The sequence below is a fragment of the Streptomyces flavidovirens DSM 40150 genome (assembly GCF_000429085.1).
Lineage (GTDB): Bacteria > Actinomycetota > Actinomycetes > Streptomycetales > Streptomycetaceae > Streptomyces > Streptomyces flavidovirens.
Window position 1 is genome coordinate 85,110 of sequence record NZ_AUBE01000024.1, and the last position, 17,794, is coordinate 102,903.

The 17,794-nt window shown below is 71.0% G+C and carries 15 protein-coding genes; 4 read left to right on the forward strand and 11 right to left on the reverse strand.

What is annotated here, in order from left to right; genetic code table 11:
- Positions 1–76: 76 nt before the first annotated feature.
- On the forward strand, positions 77–1,009 hold the full coding sequence (locus G412_RS0125595; RefSeq protein WP_028814577.1) for a CAP domain-containing protein: 933 nt from the start codon (positions 77–79) through the stop codon (positions 1,007–1,009).
- Positions 1,010–1,036: 27 nt separating this feature from the next.
- On the opposite strand, the gene mutM is transcribed toward G412_RS0125595, so the two are convergent.
- From mutM to G412_RS0125640, 9 genes are all read right to left on the reverse strand, one after another.
- On the reverse strand, positions 1,037–1,903 hold the full coding sequence (gene mutM, locus G412_RS0125600; protein ID WP_028814578.1) for a bifunctional DNA-formamidopyrimidine glycosylase/DNA-(apurinic or apyrimidinic site) lyase: 867 nt from the start codon (positions 1,901–1,903) through the stop codon (positions 1,037–1,039).
- Positions 1,904–1,971: 68 nt separating this feature from the next.
- The gene (gene rnc / locus G412_RS0125605; protein WP_028814579.1) at positions 1,972–2,796 is read right to left on the reverse strand and encodes a ribonuclease III; all 825 of its coding nucleotides are present in this window, start codon (positions 2,794–2,796) and stop codon (positions 1,972–1,974) included.
- A gap of 19 nt (positions 2,797–2,815) precedes the next feature.
- On the reverse strand, positions 2,816–2,989 hold the full coding sequence (rpmF, locus tag G412_RS0125610; protein WP_003965982.1) for a 50S ribosomal protein L32: 174 nt from the start codon (positions 2,987–2,989) through the stop codon (positions 2,816–2,818).
- A gap of 2 nt (positions 2,990–2,991) precedes the next feature.
- The gene (locus G412_RS0125615) at positions 2,992–3,633 is read right to left on the reverse strand and encodes a YceD family protein (RefSeq protein WP_028814580.1); all 642 of its coding nucleotides are present in this window, start codon (positions 3,631–3,633) and stop codon (positions 2,992–2,994) included.
- Positions 3,634–3,771: 138 nt separating this feature from the next.
- The gene (locus G412_RS0125620) at positions 3,772–4,851 is read right to left on the reverse strand and encodes an ATP synthase F0 subunit B (RefSeq protein ID WP_028814581.1); all 1,080 of its coding nucleotides are present in this window, start codon (positions 4,849–4,851) and stop codon (positions 3,772–3,774) included.
- A gap of 97 nt (positions 4,852–4,948) precedes the next feature.
- Positions 4,949–5,428 carry a pantetheine-phosphate adenylyltransferase gene (coaD, locus tag G412_RS0125625; protein WP_208857930.1) on the reverse strand — a complete coding sequence of 160 codons (480 nt, stop codon included), beginning with the start codon at positions 5,426–5,428 and terminating at the stop codon, positions 4,949–4,951.
- 26 nt (positions 5,429–5,454) lie between these two features.
- The gene (gene rsmD, locus G412_RS0125630) at positions 5,455–6,039 is read right to left on the reverse strand and encodes a 16S rRNA (guanine(966)-N(2))-methyltransferase RsmD (RefSeq protein ID WP_028814583.1); all 585 of its coding nucleotides are present in this window, start codon (positions 6,037–6,039) and stop codon (positions 5,455–5,457) included.
- Between the two features lie 64 nt (positions 6,040–6,103).
- Entirely contained in the window at positions 6,104–9,343 is a 3,240-nt protein-coding gene (locus G412_RS0125635) for a helicase-related protein (protein ID WP_028814584.1), read from the reverse strand.
- Between the two features lie 463 nt (positions 9,344–9,806).
- Positions 9,807–11,564: a DAK2 domain-containing protein gene (locus tag G412_RS0125640; protein WP_078607366.1), complete on the reverse strand. Its 1,758-nt coding sequence runs from the start codon at positions 11,562–11,564 to the stop codon at positions 9,807–9,809.
- A gap of 148 nt (positions 11,565–11,712) precedes the next feature.
- On the opposite strand from G412_RS0125640, the gene rpmB reads away from it, so the two are divergent.
- From rpmB to G412_RS0125655, 3 genes are all read left to right on the forward strand, one after another.
- Positions 11,713–11,898 (forward strand): 50S ribosomal protein L28, encoded by a 186-nt coding sequence (rpmB, locus tag G412_RS0125645; RefSeq protein WP_003957616.1) that lies wholly within the window; start codon positions 11,713–11,715, stop codon positions 11,896–11,898.
- 130 nt (positions 11,899–12,028) lie between these two features.
- Complete coding sequence (locus tag G412_RS35950) at positions 12,029–15,088, forward strand: ATP-binding protein (protein WP_037649875.1); 3,060 nt, start codon at positions 12,029–12,031, stop codon at positions 15,086–15,088.
- A 366-nt stretch (positions 15,089–15,454) separates the two neighbouring features.
- On the forward strand, positions 15,455–16,648 hold the full coding sequence (locus tag G412_RS0125655; RefSeq protein WP_028814586.1) for an FAD-dependent monooxygenase: 1,194 nt from the start codon (positions 15,455–15,457) through the stop codon (positions 16,646–16,648).
- Here G412_RS0125655 and thiD read toward each other — a convergent pair.
- Both thiD and G412_RS0125665 read right to left on the reverse strand, forming a co-directional pair.
- Positions 16,626–17,429, reverse strand: coding sequence for a bifunctional hydroxymethylpyrimidine kinase/phosphomethylpyrimidine kinase (gene thiD, locus G412_RS0125660; RefSeq protein WP_208857931.1), 804 nt, complete (start codon positions 17,427–17,429; stop codon positions 16,626–16,628). The two genes, G412_RS0125655 and thiD, sit on opposite strands and share 23 nt — an antisense overlap.
- Positions 17,430–17,487: 58 nt before the next feature.
- The coding region (locus G412_RS0125665; RefSeq protein WP_028814588.1) for an IS5/IS1182 family transposase at positions 17,488–17,794 on the reverse strand (307 nt) is incomplete at its 5' end.

Sequence of the window (17,794 nt, forward strand, 5' to 3'; positions counted from 1 at the left end):
CGAAATGAGGCCTCACTCGTTCGGGTGAGGCGCATTGACGTTGACCACGTCGAGCAAGCATGAGGAAGGCCAGCAGATGGGACGCCATCGTCGCTCCGCCGCCGGGCCCGCGGCAGACCACGCGGACGCACCGGCAGGCCGGCACCAGGTTGGTGCGCGCCGCCGGAACAAGCGGGCCGCGCCCGTACGCACCGGGCTGCTCGGTGTCTCCGCCGCCGTGGCCATGGGCGCCGTGGCCGTCGCCTCCGGGCTGATTCCCGGCGGGGAGAACTACTCCTTCAGCGGGGGCACGGGGGACCAGGTCCGCGCCGAGGGCCCGGCCGGGTTCGAGACCCAGGGCGGCAGCACGGCGCAGCCGACGGACCGGGCGACGACGCCCGCCGCCGAGGACACCGGGCGCGCGCAGGCGCCGTCGAAAACTCCTTCGACCAAGCCGCCCAAGCCCACGAAGGTCGCGGAGAAGCCCTCCGCCAAGCCGTCGGCCAAGCCTTCCGAGCGGGAGAAGGCCGTGGACAAGCGCACGGAGAAGCCGGCCGGGCCCCGGAAGACCGCGAAGCCCGAACGCGTCGTGCCCGCCCCCACCGCGAAGGCGCCGGGGAACGGCAGCGGCAACACCGTCGGTTCAGGCGCCGAATCCGCCGCCGAGGCGGCCGTCCTGACCCTGGTCAACCAGGAGCGGGCGGCGGCCGGCTGCTCTCCGGTCCGCGCCAACGGCTCACTGGCCGCGCTGGCTCAGGACTTCAGCGAGGACATGGCCGCCCGTGACTTCTTCGATCACACCGATCCGGACGGGGCGACCCCCTGGGACCGCGCCGAGAAAGCGGGCATCGACGGCCTGGGCGGCGAGAACATAGCCCGCGGCCAGGCCGATGCCCAGGCGGTGATGGACGCCTGGATGAACAGCGAAGGCCACCGGGCGAACATACTGAACTGCGACTTCAAGACCCTGGGCGTCGGCGTGCACATGGCCCCCGGCGGCCCCTGGTGGACTCAGAACTTCGGCTTCTGAGCCCGGAGAGAGGGTACGCGGAGCGCTCTACTGAGGGCGGCGGGAGACGGGCGGGCGCTGGCAGCGCGGGCAGAAGTAGCTGGAGCGGTTCATCCAGGGGCGTCGGCGCATCGCCGTGCCGCAGCGGCGGCAGGGCTCGTCCTCCCGCCCGTACGCGTCCAGGGACCGCTCGAAGTAGCCCGATTCGCCGTTCACGTTCACGTAGAGGCTGTCGAAGCTGGTGCCGCCCACGGCGAGCGCGGCGTTCATCACGTCCCGCGCATGGCCGAGGAGTTCCGCCGCGCGGGGGCGCGTGATGGTCGCGGTGGGGCGCTCGTAGTGCAGCCGCGCGCGCCACAGCGCCTCGTCCGCGTAGATGTTGCCGACGCCGCTGATCAGCGACTGGTCGAGCAGAGCGCGCTTGATGGTCGTACGGCGCAGGCGCAGCGCCGTACAGAACGCGGCGTCGTCGAAGGCCGGGTCCAGGGGGTCGCGTGCGATGTGTGCGATGACGTCGGGGAGCCCGTCCGGGGAATTGTCGTGCAGCGACAGTCCGCCGAAGGTGCGCTGGTCCACGAAGCGCAATTCCGTACGGAAATCGTCGTCGAAGCGGACACGGATGCGCAGGTGCTTCTCGTCGGGGGCGGACTCCGGCTGTACGAGCAGCTGGCCGCTCATTCCGAGGTGGCCGAGGACGGAGGCGGCGGTGTCCTCCAGCGGCAGCCACAGGTACTTGCCGCGGCGGCGCGCGGCCCCGACGCGGTGCCCCTTGAGGCGTACGGCGAAATCCTCGCCGCCGGCGAGGTGGCGGCGTACGGCCCGCGGGTGCAGGACCTGCACCTCGGAGACGGTGCGGCCGGTGACCCAGCGCTCCAGCCCGCGTCGTACGACTTCGACTTCGGGGAGCTCGGGCACGGAGGCAGCATACCGCTGTGCCCCCTGCCGGATTCCGGCAGGGGGAACAGCGGTACAGCGTGGGTGACTCAGGCGGTGGCCCGGGCCGACGGCGTCACTTCGTCGGCCGTGGCCTTCACGGGCGTCGCCGCGGCCGCGGCCTCGGCCGCCGCCGCGCGCTCGTCCGCGGCCGCGCGAATAGCGCGCCACGCGGACTCCGCCGCCTGCTGTTCCGCTTCCTTCTTGCTGCGGCCGGTGCCGGTGCCGTACGAGACACCACCGACGCGGGCAGCAGCAGTGAAGGTCTTCTCGTGATCGGGCCCGGTCTCCGAGACGAGGTACTCGGGGACACCGAGACCCTCGCTCGCGGTGAGTTCCTGGAGACTGGTCTTCCAGTCCAGGCCCGCACCGAGGCTCGAAGACTTCTCGATCAGCGGATCGAAGAGCCGGTGCACCAGTTCCGATGCGGCTGCGAGACCCTGATCGAGATAGACCGCGCCGATCACCGCTTCAAGGGTGTCGGCGAGGATGGATGCCTTGTCCCTGCCACCCGTGCCCTCTTCGCCCCGGCCGAGCCGGATGAAGGAGCCGAGTTCGAGGCCGCGGCCCACCTCCGCGAGTGCACGAGAGTTGACCACCGCGGCCCGCAGTTTGGCCAGCTGGCCTTCCGGCAGATCGGGGTGGGTCCGGTACAGCGTGTCGGTGACCACCAGGCCGAGCACGGAGTCCCCGAGGAACTCCAGGCGCTCGTTGGTGGGCAGACCGCCGTTCTCGTACGCGTACGAACGGTGGGTCAGCGCGCGCACCAGAAGGGCGGACTCGAGCTGATACCCGAGCCGCCCTTCCAGAAGCGTGTGGGACGAGGCCGTGTTCTCCGCCGTCATTTTGGCGTTGTCCGCCTTGGCGTCAGACATCGTGCCTCTCACCAGCCGCTCAGACCTCGAGGACCTGGCGCTTGTTGTACGTGCCGCAGCTCGGGCACGCGATGTGCTGGAGCTTCGGCTCCTGGCAACGCTCACACGAAACCAGGGTGGGGACCGCAGCCTTCCACTGCGACCGGCGGTGGCGCGTGTTGCTGCGCGACATCTTCCGCTTCGGAACAGCCACGGCTACTTCTCCTGCTTCTCGTCGACGCCCGACTCGGCGGCGTCGCCAATGTTGTCCTTCTCGCCGTCCTGGTTGGTCCCGGCGAGTCCTTGCAGTGCCGCCCATCGAATGTCGACGGCGTCATGGTTGTGATCGGGGTTCTCGTCCAGCCTGATCCCGCACTGCGGGCACAGGCCGGGGCAGTCCTCCCGGCACACCGGCTGCATCGGCAGTGCGAGCACTACCGCATCACGCAGCACGGACTCGAGGTCGAACAGACCTTCCTCGAGGTAGAGCGTGTCCTCGTCGTCCTCGTCGTCGTCGGCCGGTTCCGCTTTGGAGCGGCCCCGGTCATCGGCGGCAGGGTACGAGAACATCTCCTGGAAGTCCGCTGCAACGTCGAGCTCCAGCGGCTCCAGACACCTTACGCACTCCCCCTCGGCCGTCGCACGGGCGGTGCCTGTGACAAGCACCCCTTCCATGACGGATTCGAGGCGGAGCCTGAGATTGATCGGTGCGCCCTCGGGCACGCCGATGACCCCGTCCAGACCGAAGTCCTTGGGAGCCGCTACCGAGCGGGTCAGCCGCTGGAGCGCACCGGGACGCCGACCCAGCTCGTGCGTGTCGAACACGAGGGGGTTGCGGTGGTCGAGGTGGGCGTTCAGGGGTCTTCCTGCTTTCGGTTCGCTGTGGTGGGCCGTCGTGTCGCTGTCGCGAAGGCGAAGCGGGCAGCCGTGATCGCGGGCATACGCGCGACCGAAGAGCCAGGATACTTGACGCTTCGCTCAGGGCCCAATCGGTCCCTACCGCCCCTGCTCGTACTCCCGCAGCCGGTCGAGGTCGATCATGCTCGTGTCGAACAGGCTGGTCTCGTCGAGAGCCGCCTGCTGATGGGGCACCTGTCCGGCCGGCTGCGCGTGCTGGCCGTAGCCCTGCCCCTGGTCGTAGCCCTGCTGCTGGTAGGCGTAGGGGTCCTGCTGCTGGTAGGCGTACGGATCCGGCTGCTGAGCGGCGTAGGGGTCCTGGGGCTGCTGGTAGGCGTAAGGGTCCTGCTGCTGTTGCGGCTGCTGGTACGCGTACGGGTCGTACGGCTGCTGCGCGGGAATGTGCGGCTGCTCCGGCACCGGCACGGGGGCCTGCTGGGCGTGCTGCTGCACGGCCTGCGGCTCCGCCAGGTCGGCGAGGAAGTCCGCGTCGCTGCTGTGCTGCTGTCCGGCTTCGTCCTGGGCCAGCATGTGCGCGCCGAGCTCGTCCGTCGCCACCCGCCCGTGCAGCTTCTGCCGGCCGCGGCCGACCGCTTCGAGGGTCTTGGAGAGCACGGCCTCGAAGGCACCGAGCTTGGTGTCGACGTACTCGTCCGCGCGCCGGCGCAGGGTCTCCGGGTCGTGGCTGCGCTCGGGGGCCTCTTCATCGGCGTAACCCTGGTCGTCGAGGCCGGGGCCGCGGCCGAGCAGCTTCTCGCGGCCGCGGTCGACGGAGCCGAGGGTCTTGGTGAGGACGACTTCGAAGTTCGCGAGCTTGGAGTCGACGTACTCGTCGGCCTCGGCGCGGATCTCCTCGGCGTCCCGGCGGGCCTCGTCGAGGATGCGGTCGGCCTCTTCCTGGGAGCGGCGGACGACCTCGGTGTCGGAGATGAGGGAGCCGCGCTGGGCGTGCGCGGACTCGATGATGCGCTCGGCCTCCTGGCGGGCCTGCTCGGTGATCTGCTCGTGGCCGCCGATCAGCTCCTGCGCCTGCGCGAGGGAGCCGGGCAGGGCCTGGCGTACCTCTTCGAGCATCGAAAGCAGATCGGTGCGGTTGACCACGCACGAGGCCGACATGGGCATGGACCGGGCGCTGCCCACCGCTTCGACGATCTCGTCGAGCTTCTTCTGCACGTCCACCGTGTGCTCGCCACCTGTTCTTCCGGCTGGAGACGGACGGGACGACTGTACGGGCAGTCGGCCACCGGCCGACACCTGGTGACGTTCCGTCAGATTGTCACTTCTTCGCGAGACGCTCGGTGAGCGCGCCCAGAACCCTCGGGGGGACCAGGTGGGAGACGTCGCCGCCCCAGGCCGCGACCTCCTTGACCAGGCTGGAGGAGAGGAAGCTGTAGGTGGGGTTGGTGGGGACGAACAGGGTCTCGACACCCGAGAGGCCGTTGTTCATCTGGGCCATCTGGAGCTCGTAGTCGAAGTCGCTGACCGCGCGCAGCCCCTTCACGATGGCCGGGATGTCGCGCTCCTTGCAGAAGTCGACGAGGAGGCCGTGGAAGGACTCGACCTCGACGTTGCCGAACTCGGCGGTGATCTCGCGGATCAGGTCGATCCGCTCCTCGATCGTGAACAGTCCCTGCTTGGACTGGTTGATCATCACCGCGACGTGTACGACGTCGTACAGCTTGGAGGCGCGGGCAATGATGTCGAGATGTCCATTGGTGATCGGGTCGAATGACCCGGGACAGACTGCGCGGCGCATCTGTAGTCCCTCGCTCTCCGGTCCGGTCATCGTGCGTCTTCGCACGTAGAGGCGGCGCGACCGTACCAAAGCGTCCCCTCGCCGTAGCGACGGGCCCGCAGTGGCTCAAATCCCTTGGGCCAGTTGAATTCTCCACCTCTTGTGCTGCGCTCCACGGTGGCCACGGCATCGTCCGCAAGCCAGCCCTGGGTGCGGAGTGTGAGGAGGATCTCCCGAAGATCGTCGTCGGTGACGGCGTACGGCGGGTCGAGGAACACCACGTCGTACGGCGTCTCGGGCGCCGGACCTGTGATGATCTGCTCCGCTTTGCCCGCCCGGACTTCGGCGCCGGGCAGGCCCAGGGTGCGGACGTTGTCCCGGACGGTGCGGGCGGCCCGGCTGTCGGCCTCGACCAGCAGGGCGTGCACGGCGCCGCGCGACAACGCTTCCAGGCCCACGGCGCCCGAGCCCGCGTACAGGTCGGCGACCCTGATGCCCTCGAGCGTGCCGAGCAGCGACTCCCAGGTGGAGAACATGCCCTCACGCGCGCGGTCGGATGTGGGGCGGGTGCCATTGCCCGGCGGGACGGCCAGGCGGCGTCCGCCGGCCGTGCCGGCGATCACGCGGGTCATGGGTGTCGGTTCCTAGGGTCGGGTGCCGCCGTGGGGGCGTACGTGGATGCTGTTGCACCCATTGTCAGCCCTTGTCGAGGTACTGCTCCCTCTCCTTGTCGAGCAGGGCGTCGAGAGCGGTGCGCAGCTCCGGCAGCCGTCGCAGCTCGGGGTCGTCGTTGACGACGGCTACGGCCTCCTCGCGGGCCGCCACGATGACCTCCTCGTCGTCGATGACGGCGAGCATCCGCAGGGACGACCGGACACCGGACTGGGCCTGGCCGAGTACGTCGCCCTCGCGGCGCTGTTCGAGGTCGATACGGGAGAGCTCGAAGCCGTCGAGGGTCGCGGCGACGGCGGACAGCCGGGCGCGGGCCGGGCTCGCCTCGTGCATCTCGCTGACCAGCAGGCACAGCCCCGGGGCCGAGCCACGGCCCACCCGGCCGCGTAGCTGGTGCAGCTGCGATACGCCGAACCGGTCGGCGTCCATGATCACCATCGCGGTGGCGTTGGGAACGTTCACGCCGACCTCGATGACCGTGGTGGCGACCAGGACGTCCACCTCCCCGGCGGAGAAGCGGCGCATCACGTCGTCCTTGTCGTCGGGCTGCATCCGCCCGTGCAGGACCTCGACGCGCAGGCCCTTCAGCGGACCCGCGGCGATCTGCTCGGCGATCTCCAGGACGGCGAGCGGCGGCCGCTTCTCGGGGTCCTCGTCCGCGGCGGCGGCCTTCTTCCTGCCCCCCTTGGGCCCCTTGGGGTCGTCCTCGTCGTCGCCGATGCGCGGGCACACGACGTACGCCTGATGCCCGTTCTCCACTTCTTCGCGCACGCGCTCCCACGCGCGGGCGAGGAAGTGCGGCTTGTCCTTGGCCGGGACGACGTGGGTGGCGATGGGCGAGCGGCCGGCCGGGAGCTGGTCGAGGACCGAGGTCTCCAGGTCGCCGAAGACGGTCATCGCGACCGTGCGCGGGATGGGGGTCGCCGTCATCACCAGCAGGTGCGGGGGCTGCTTGCCCTTCGAGCGCAGGGCGTCGCGCTGTTCGACGCCGAAGCGGTGCTGTTCGTCGACGACGACGAGACCCAGATCGTGGAACTGCACCTTGTCCTCGATCAGCGCGTGCGTACCGATGACGATGCCCGCCTCGCCGGTGACCAGGTCGAGCAGGGCCTGACGGCGGGCGGGCATGCCCATGGAACCGGTGAGCAGCACGACCTTGGTGCCCTGCTCGGCGCCGCCGAGCATGCCGCCCTCGGCCAGCTCGCCCATCATCTCGGTGATCGACCGGTGGTGCTGCTGGGCGAGCACCTCGGTGGGCGCGAGCATCGCGGCCTGGCCGCCCGCGTCGACGACGGTGAGCATGGCGCGCAGGGCGACCATGGTGTTGTGGGTCACCGTGAAGTTGTCTGTGACATAGCTGTGGCTTGGGTGCCTGACGCTGATGCACTGAACCGGCTTCTTGCCGACGTACTCGACAGCGCGGATTCCTCTGCGGAAGGTGTTGTATTTGGGTCGAGATCGCATGCGGCTGAGCTTCCGGGACAACCTGCACGGTGCGTACTCCTCCGGGAGGGCAACGGAGACATTGAAAGCCTCCTTCTTGGGCAGCACTCGCGCCCGGCCTCCCAACGAGCGCACCAGCCACGCCACGTCATCAGCCAGTGTTCGGGATGCGGAACGGAACGAGATGCTCATTCCGCCAGCCTGAATCGTGCCGTCCGTGTCCATGAGTCCTTGCAGGAGCGCCAGCCGCTCCTTCACGGATGTGTTCAGGTACGCCTTGGGGACGAACTTGTCATGGGATGCGGCGCCCCACAGGCCCAACTCCCGAACGGCCTGAATTACCGGATTCCTACGTGTTCCGCCTCTCGGCGCGGTCATTCTGACAGTGAAGTCGCAGGTGGAACCCGGCACTGGCACCAAAGTGCAATCAGGCTCCACGATGGCCTCAACAGCAGCCCGGATCTCGTCATCGGCCGTAGAAAGTCGCAAGTTGTGGCGGAACGAGCCATCTCCTAGAAGCACGCCGAGCAAGTAGGGATCGAGCGGAAGTCGCTCACCGCAGTCGAGGTCCGCTGCAACCGCGCACGGCACATACCACTTCGAGGAACCGTTGGCCTTGAAGGTGTCCGCTCTGATTTCTCGGGTCGTCATGACCTTGGGTTTCTCGCCGCGATGCCAAGCACAGCTCGTACCGACGATCCACAGGTGCTCGTCATCGCACTCGACGGAGCTGCCGTCCGACAGCAAGAGGCGCCAGACGTCGCGTTCTCCTTGCGGAAACACCCCGTCCACGAAGGAGACCTCTCCTGTCGGGACAACAATCTCGTCACCTACAGCAATATCCCCCATTCGTTTGAAGCCGCTGGGTGTCAGCACCAGCGAGTCGAGCGGCTGCGCCTTACCCGATCCGACCTCGCCCTGGAGGAGGCGGTGCATAGGGTGCTCGGTCGCCAGGTCGTCGAAGATCTCCTTGGAGACGTTCTGCTGGCCGTCGGTGAGGGTGAACGGCAGCTTGGCGTCGAAGGCGTCGAGCAGGCCGCCGGGGGCGGGGCGGCGGGCGACGGCCGGGAGCTGGGTGTCCGCGAACCGGCGCCGGGCGAGCGCGACTTGGAGTACGAACGCCTCGTCCCACTTCAGCCGGTCCCGTGCCTGGGCGATGTCCGCCTTCGTACGCGGCCGGTGGACCTTGCGGAACGCGTCGGGCAGGTCGGTGAGCCCGCGGCCCTCGCGCAGGGCGGGCGGCAGGGGGTCGGCGATCTCCTGCCAGCCGGTGGCCTCCATGGAGGCCAGAACCAGGTCGATCGTCTTGGCGATCTTCCAGCTCTCCATCTGGGCGCAGGCGGGGTAGAGCGGGATCAGCTGGTTCGCCCAGGCCTCTACGGCGTCGGCGCCGCTGTCCTTGCCGAGCATTTCGTACGCCGGGTGGGACAGCTGGCGGGTGTTGCGGAACATGCCGACCTTGCCGGAGAACATGCCGCGGCGGCCCGGCAGCAGTTCCTTCTGGTGGTGGTAGATCGACTTGCCGAAGAAGACGAGCTGGAGCCGTCCGCTGCCGTCGGTGAGAGTCACCTCCAGGCGCTGGCCCTTGCCGTTGGCGAACCGCAGGACGCGCGCGTCGGCGACCTGCGCCACGACGGTGGCGTGTTCGTCGAGCGGGAGGTCGGCGAGCTGGGTCAGCTCGCCGCGTTCGGCGTACCGCCGGGGGTAGTGGTGCAGCAGGTCACCGACCGTGTGCAGGTCGAGGTGCTCGGCCATCACCTTCGCGGTGGTGCCGCCGAGCGTCTTCTTGAGTGGTTCGTCGAGCGCGGGCACGGAATCCATTGCACACCACACCACTGACAGTGGGCGACGTCCCCCGGCGGCCGGAGGTGTTTCTTCCCCACCCCGCCCCTTCCCGCTGCGACACTTCGCGGCTCCGCCGCGTGGGCCAAGCCCCGGCCCCCGCCGCCCTACGGGCGTGTCCTCAAACGCCGGACGGGCTGGGTTTTCCGGGTCGGCTGGATCTACCGGTGCGGGCTGGGCCTGCCGGTGCGGGCTGACCCTGCCGCTCAGCGGGCTCCGCCCCGCTCGCGGCACTATCCAGCCCCTCCGGCGTTTGAGGAGCGGGGTCCGGGGCGGAGCCCCGGCAACACCCGGCACACCCAGCCCCTCCGGCGTTCGAAGACCGGGGCCCTGGGCGGAGCCCAAGCACCACCCCCGGCGCACCCAGCCCGTCCGGCGTTTGAGGACCGGGGTCTGGGGCGGAGCCACAGTTCGGGGAGGGGCGGGGTGGGGAAGAGAAGCGCTACTCGACGCCGATCAGCAGCGGGGAAGACTGGCCGCCGCCGTCGTACGTCACCGTGTCCACCGCCAGGTGCGACTCCCGGACATGCGCCTCCAGGTACTCCGCCAGCCCCTCCGGCGCCTCCTCCCCCAGCACCAGCGTCACCATCTCGCCGCCCGCCGCCAGCATCCGGTCCAGGACCGTGCGGGCCGCCGCCGTCAGGTCGGATCCGATCACGACCACGTCGCCGTCGATCAGGCCGAGCACGTCACCGGCCTGGCAGATGCCGGCCATCGTCCACGACTGCCGCTCCGCGACGGTCAGTTCGCCGTAGCGGGTGGCGCCCGCCGCCGACGTCATCGCCACGACGTCCTCGTCGAAGCGCCGGTCCGGTTCGTGCACGGCGAGGGCCGCGATGCCCTGGACCGCCGCGCGGGTGGGGATGAGGGCGACCCGTACCCCTTCCGCGCGTACCTGCTCCGCCGCCGCGGCCGCCGTGTGCCGCAGGTCGGCGTCGTTCGGCAGCAGGACGACCTCGCGGGCGTGGGCGCGCCGGATCGCCTCCGCCAGCTCCCCGCTCGCGGGCGGCTCCCCGGGGCGCGCGAGCACAGTCGTGGCCCCGGCTTCGGCGCAGAGCCCCGCGAGCCCTTCGCCGGGTACGACGGCGACGACCGCCCGCTGGGCCCGTTCGCGGGGCGGCGCGACCCGGTCGGCGGCGAAGTGCGTGATGCGGATCCGGTACGGCCGGCCGGCATCGACGCCCGCCTCCACCGCGGCGCCCGCGTCGTCGACGTGCACGTGGACGTTCCACAGGCCGTCGCCGCCGACGACGACGAGCGAGTCCCCGAGCCCGTCGAGCCGGGTGCGCAGCCGGGCCACCGCCGCGTCGTCCGCCTCCAGCAGGTAGATCACCTCGAAGGCCGGGCCCCCCTCCTGCGCCGCGTCCGCCCACTCCGCGTCCGCCGGGCAGTCGTCCGTCACGGGCAGCGGCGCCGGCGCCTGCCTCTTGCGTACGGCGACGGCCTCGCCCGAGACCGCTTCGACCAGCGCGCCGAGCACCGCCACCAGACCCCGCCCTCCCGCGTCGACGACGCCCGCGCGGCCGAGCACCGCCAGCTGGTGGGGGGTCTCGTCGAGTGCGGTGCGCGCCCCCTCGTACGCCGCGCGAACCACCTCGGTGGCGTCGCCCGCTGTCCGCTCTGCGGCGGCCGCCGCCGCCGTGGCGACGGTGAGGACGGTGCCCTCGACGGGGTGCGCGACCGCCTGGTAGGCCGATTCAGCGGCCCGGCGCAGCGCCCGGCGCAGCCCCTCGGCGTCTGCCTCCTGCTCGCAGAGCACCTGCGCCATGCCGCGCAGCAGCTGCGCCAGGATGGTTCCCGAGTTGCCCCGGGCGCCGATGAGCGCGCCGTGCGCCATGGCCCGTACCGCGTCCGCGAGAGCGGGAACCGATGCCCGCACACCATCCGCGCCGGTGACGGTCTCGTGCGCGGTGAACACCGCCTCGACGGCCTGCACGGCGGATTCCACGGTCAGATAGAGGTTGGTGCCGGTGTCCCCGTCCGCGACCGGATAGACGTTGATCGCGTCGATTTCCTCGCGCGCTCTGCCCAGCGCCTCCAGGGCCAGTGAGCACCAGGCCCGTACCGCGACGGCGTCGAGGGTCTGCGGCACCTGGCGTCCTCCTTGAGAGCGGGTTGAACCGCAGGGTAGTCGCGCGATGCGCCACGTCCGAGGCGGGGGCGGACGCGAGGGGACGGGGCGAGGAGCCTCCGGAGCCATGGTAGTTTCGTTCTACGGGAGCAGCCGATGTATGCTGCTCCGGTTGCCCGATGAAAATCGGGACATTCCCCCGGCTACGCCACTCGATTCTTCGATCCCGGCATGCCGGGATCCACTGTAAGTGCACCTGAAGTCTTTGGAGTGACCCGTGGCTGCCAACTGCGACGTCTGCGGCAAGGGGCCGGGCTTCGGCAACAACATTTCGCACTCGCACCGCCGTACGTCTCGTCGCTGGAATCCCAACATCCAGCGCGTGCGTGCAGTGGTCGGTCGGACGCCGAAGCGGCTCAACGTCTGCACCTCGTGCATCAAGGCCGGCAAGGTCTCGCGCTGACGTATGCCAAGCGCGGCCACCTAGCTGGTTGCTTAAGAACCGGTCCACCCTCGCGGTGGGCCGGTTCTTTTTATGTCCGGATTCATGTCCTGAGCCTGTCAGAACCTCTGTGACCTGCCAGAATCGGCGCGTGCGCTTCGCCATCCTGGGTCCTCTCGACGTCCGTTCCGCCGATGGTGACGCGTTGGATCCGGGCGGCCCCCGCCCCCGCGCACTCCTGGCGCTGCTGGCGCTGGACGCTGGCCTGCCCGTGGGCACGGACCGGCTGACCGACGGGCTGTACGGCGACGAGCCGCCGGCCGGGGCCGCCAACGCGCTCCAGTCCCAGGTGTCCCGGCTGCGCAGGCGTCTCGGCGTAACCATCGAGTCGCTGCCGGCCGGCTACCGGCTCGTCGCGGACCCGAACGACGTGGACGCGCACCGCTTCGAGCGGCTGTCCCGCGCGGGGCACCGGGCGCTGGCCGAGGGAGATCACGCACGGGCGGCCGAGCTGCTGCGGGAGGCGCTCGGGCTGTGGCGCGGGCCGGTGCTCGCGGATCTGGCCGGGCTGCCCTTCGCGGATGCGCAGGCGGCCCGGCTGGACGAGCTGCGGCTGGCCGCGATCCAGGACCGCGTCGAGGCCGATCTCGCGCTGGGCGGTGGGCCCGGGCTCGTGCCCGAGCTCCGGGGGCTGATCACCGTACACCCGCTGCGGGAGCGTCTGTACGGGCAGCTGATGCGCGCGCTGCATGCGGGCGGCCGCCCGGCCGAGGCGCTCACCGTGTACGAGCAGGCCCGGCGCACGCTCGCCGACGAGCTCGGCGCCGATCCCTCGGCGGAGCTGTCCGCGCTCCACCTGGAGCTGCTGCGGGGGCAGTCCGCCACGCGGACCACAGTTCCGAGCAAAGTGCCCTCGCAGCTGACCAGTTTCGTGGGGCGCGACGAGGAGCTGGAGCGGATCGGCCGGCTGCTCGGCGCGGGGCGGCTGGTGACGCTGACCGGGCCAGGCGGGGCGGGCAAGACCCGGCTGGCGGTGGAGGCGGCCGGGCGGTGGGCGGGGACGGTCTGTTACGTCGAACTGGCGGCGCTCTCCGATGAGACGCAGCTCCCGTACGCCGTACTGACCGCTCTCGGGGTGCGCGAAAGCGGCTTCCAGGAAACGTTCGCCGGTGATGCCATGGAGCGGCTGCTGGCCGCGCTCGAAGGACGCGAGCTGCTGCTTCTGCTGGACAACTGTGAGCACGTGGTCGAGGGCGCGGCGCGGCTCGCCGGTCTGCTCCTCGGTGCGTGCCCGGGTGTGCGCGTTCTGGCGACCAGCCGGGAGGCGCTGGGCATCACCGGTGAGGCCCTGTGCGCGCTGCCGCCCCTCGGACCGGCGTCCGCGGTCGCGCTGTTCACCGACCGGGCAGCGGCGGTGCGCCCGGGTTTCGGCCCGGAAAGCGACGGCCACGCGCGCGTGGAGGACATCTGCGCCGCCCTTGACGGGCTGCCGCTCGCCATCGAACTGGCTGCGGCCCGGCTGCGTACGCTCACGGTCGAAGAGATCGCGGCGCGCCTCGACGACCGCTTCAGGCTGCTGTCGCGCGGCGACCGCACCAAGGCGCCACGGCACCGGACGCTGCGCGCGGTCGTGGAGTGGAGCTGGGACCTGCTCGGCCACGAGGAGCAGCTGCTGGCCCGGCGGCTGACGGTCTTCGCCGGAGGCGCGACGCTCGACGCGGTCGCGCGGGTCTGTGGCGTCCCCGACGCCGAGGAGGTGCTGGCCTCGCTCGCCGAGAAGTCATTCGTGGAGGTGGCGGGCGGGCGGTACCGGATGCTGGAGACCATCCGGGTGTTCTGCGCGGAGCGTCTCGCGGGGGAACCCGCGCAGGAAAGCGTGCTTCGGGCGGCGCACGCGGCGTACTTCCTGGAGCTGGCCGAGACCGCCGAGCCGTTCCTGCGCGGCGGCGCGCAACTGGAGTGGCTGGTGCGGCTGGACGCCGACCACGCCAACCTGCTCGCGGCGCTGCGCCCGGGCCGCGGCGAGACGGCCACTGCGCTGCGGCTGCTGGCCGCGATCTCCTGGTACGTGCGCCTGCGCGGCCGGCAGGGGGAGCTGGTGGCGGTCGCCGCCGAACTGCTGGCGGCGGTGGGGACCGAGCCGCCCGAGGGGCTCGTCGAGGAGTACGTCCTGTGCGTGTTCAACGCCGTCTCTGGGCGCGGTGATCCGGGAGACGACGGGCTGACAGAGCGCGCCGACGCGCTGATGACCGGCCTGGCTCAGCCGCTGCGGCTCCCGTTCACGCTCGTGCTGTGGTCCCTGGTGAGCGGTCCGCTCAGCAGCGACATCGAGTGGGCGCGCGGGCGGCTGGGTGACGGTCTGTGGGCCGGGGCCGTGCTCGACATGGGGATCGGCTTCCAGGAGATGCTCGCCGGGCGGCCCGGGGCGTCCGAAGCCGCCTTCGGTGCGGCGCTGGAGAGCTTCCGGGCGGCCGGAGACCGCTGGGGCATGGTCAACACCCTTGATCCGCTGGCGATGTTCGCGCACTGGGGCGGCGACGCCGAGCGGGCGCTGGCGCTGCTCGACGAGGCGCTCGCGCTCGTACAAGAACTGAAAGCGCCCGAGGAGACGGCCGATCTGCTGATGCGCCGGGCGGCGGTCCTGCTGCACACGGGGCAGCCGGCCGATGCGGTCGGCCTGTACCACCGCGCCGCGGAACTGGCCCGCAGCGCCGGCGCCCCGGACAAGGTCGCGGGCGCCCTGCGCGGGCTGGGCGACGTGGCCCGCCTGGCCGGTGACACCGCGGGGGCGCGAGAGCATTACGGGGCGGCGCTGGAGCTTGTGGCCGCGACGTGGTTCAGCGTGGGCGAGACCCTGCGGATCTTTGTCGGCCTGGGCCGGGCCGCCGGGGCCGAGGGCCGTGTCGACGAGGCCGCGGACTGGTTCGGACAGGCGCGGGAACTGGCGCTGGAGCAGCCGGGGTCGCGGCTCGACCTGGCGGAGGTGGCCGAGGCGATGGCGTCCCTGGCCGCCGCCGAAGACGCCGCCGGGCTGCTCGGCGCGGCGGAGGGGCTGCGCGGGGCGGCGCTCGCTCTGGACCCGGATGTGGCGCGTGTCCGTGACCGGGCCGGCGCGGGCCTGCCGCCCGGGACGTACGAGACGGCGTACGCGCACGGGCGCGAGCTCCGGGGCGGGCTGGGGGGTCTTTCCGTCGCCCGCCCCTTCCCCTAACCGAGGCTCCGCCCCGGACCCCGGTCCTCATACGCCGGACGGGCTGGAACCAGGCGCCGCCCGCCGAAAGGCCGCGCCCGCGGGAAGGGCCGCGCCCGGAAAAGCCGCCGCCTCGGGGGGGAAGGTCGCCGCGCGGTCAAAAGCCACCGCCCCCCGGTGGGCTGCCGCTCACCGAAGCTTGCCGCGCTCGGGAAGTTGCCGTGTACGGGAAGTAGCCGTGTGCGGGAGTTCAGCCGTGGCGCAGCATCAGGCCACCGCCAGGGAAGCCCAGCCCGTCCGGGGGCTTGCCGCCCCACGCGGCGGAGCCACACATTGCGGTCAGCCGTTGGTAAGGGGGCGGTAAGCGGTGAGCGTCACGCTCGCCCCATGACCACGCAGTTGCGCAACCTCGACGTCCTGATCTCCGGCGCCAGCATCGCCGGCCCCGCCCTCGCCCTCCAGCTCGCCCGTTACGGCGCCCGCGTCACCGTCGTGGAAAAGGCACCGGCCCTGCGCGCCGGCGGTTTCGCCGTCGACTTCCGCGGTCGCGTCCACCGCAGGGTCCTCCAGGAGCTCGGCATCTGGGACGACGTCCACCGCCGTCAGACCCACATGGGCACGCAGACCGTCGTCGACATCGACGGAAGCCCGCGCGTCGACCTGCCCTCCACCATGATGAGCGGCGACGTGGAGATCTTCCGCGGGGATCTCGCCGCCATCCTGTACGAGCGCACCAAGGACACCGTCGAGTACGTCTTCGGGGACTCGGTAGCCACCATGACCGAGGACGCCGACGGCATCGACGTCACCTTCGACCACGGCGCCCCCCGCCGCTTCGACCTCGTCGTCGGCGCCGACGGGCTGCACTCGAACACCCGCCGCCTCACCTTCGGCGACGAGTCGCAGTACCTGCGCCACCTCGGCTACTACGTCGCCGGCTTCGACATGCCCAACCACCTCGGCCTCGACCGGACCGCCCGCGTCTACAGCGACCCGGGCCGCATGATCTCCATCGCCAACTACGACGGCGACCCCGACCGGGCCGGCGCCGGCTTCGTCTTCGCCTCCGAGCACCTGTCGTACGACCGCGACGACCTCGGCCGGCAGAAGAAGATCCTCGCCGCGAAGTTCGCGGACATGGGGTGGGAGACGCCCATGGCGCTGGACGCCCTCGACGCCGCCGACAGCCTGTACTTCGACGCGATCGCGCAGATCCACATCGACCGGCTGTCCAAGGGCAGGGTGGTTCTGATCGGCGATGCGGGTTACGGCGCGACCATGGGCGGCATGGGGACCGGTGCGGCCGTCGTCTGCGCCTACGCCCTGGCCGGCGAACTCGCCGCCGCACGCGGCGACCACCGCACCGCCTTCGCGGCGTACGAGGCGGAGGTACGCGACTTCGCCAAGGGCTGCCAGAAGACCGCGGGCAACGCGGGCCCGTTCCTCGCGCCGCCCACCGAGAAGAAGATCCGGCAGCGCGACCGGGCGTACCGGATGCTGAGTTCGCGCCTGCTCGCCGGAGTCTTCAAGAAGCTCACCGAGAGGGCGGCGACCAACATCAGGCTGAAGGACTATTCCTGAGCCGCCAGCCGTGGTCGACCGGGCCGATCCCAGCGCCCAGCGCGAACCCGGCCGCGATGGCCTCGGTCACGTACTCCTTGGCCGCGGACACGGCCTGCGGTACGTCGAGGCCCTTCGCCAGGCCCGATGCGATCGCGGACGCCAGCGTGCAGCCCGTGCCGTGCGTGTGCCGGTTGTCGTGGCGGGGGGCCCGGAGCCAGTGCTCCTCCGTGCCGTCGGTCAGCAGGTCAACCGCGTCGCCCGGCAGGTGGCCGCCCTTGACGAGCACCCAGCGCGGCCCGAATTCGAGGAGCGCGCCGGCCGCCCGCCGCAGGCCCGCCTCGGACTCCACGCGTACGCCGGTGAGCTGGGCCACCTCGTCGAGGTTCGGGGTGGCGACGGTCGCCGTGGGCAGCAGCTTCGTCCGTACCGATTCCAGGGCGGACGTGGCGAGCAGCGGGTCGCCGTGCTTGGAGACGCCCACCGGGTCGACGACCACCGGGGCGTCGGTGCCGGCGAGCAGTTCCGCGACCGTCTCGACGAGTTCGGCCGAGGACAGCATCCCGGTCTTCACGGCCTGTACGCCGATGTCGTCGACGACGCTGCGGTACTGGGCCCGTACGGCCTCCACCGGCAGGTCCCAGGCGCCTTGCACACCCAGGGAGTTCTGCGCCGTCACGGCGGTGAGCACGCTCATGCCGTGCACGCCGAGGGCCAGCATCGTCTTGAGGTCCGCCTGGATGCCCGCACCGCCGCCGGAGTCGGATCCGGCGACGGTGAGGACGCAAGGAAGTATTCGCATACGGGCGAATCTAGTACGCCGGGGCTGCGGGACTAAGAGGTCGTTTCATCCTGTTGTTTCATCCTGGGATGCGGCTTTGATGTGCTGGTGTCGGGTCGCGCCAGGAGATGGTGTTCTCGCCGGTGAGGCGGCGGGCCATGAGGTCGGTCATGGCGAGGTGGATCATGGCTTCGGAGCGGTGTGGGTGGGTTTCGTAGTCGCGGGCCAGGCGGCGGTGGAGCATGAGCCAGCCGTAGGTCCGCTCGACCGCCCACCGCTTCGGGATGGGGGTGAAACCCCTGGTCCCGGGGGTGCGGGTGGTGATTTCCATGTCGATGCCGAGGGCGGCGGCATGTTCGACGAGGTGCTGGCGGTAGCCGCCGTCG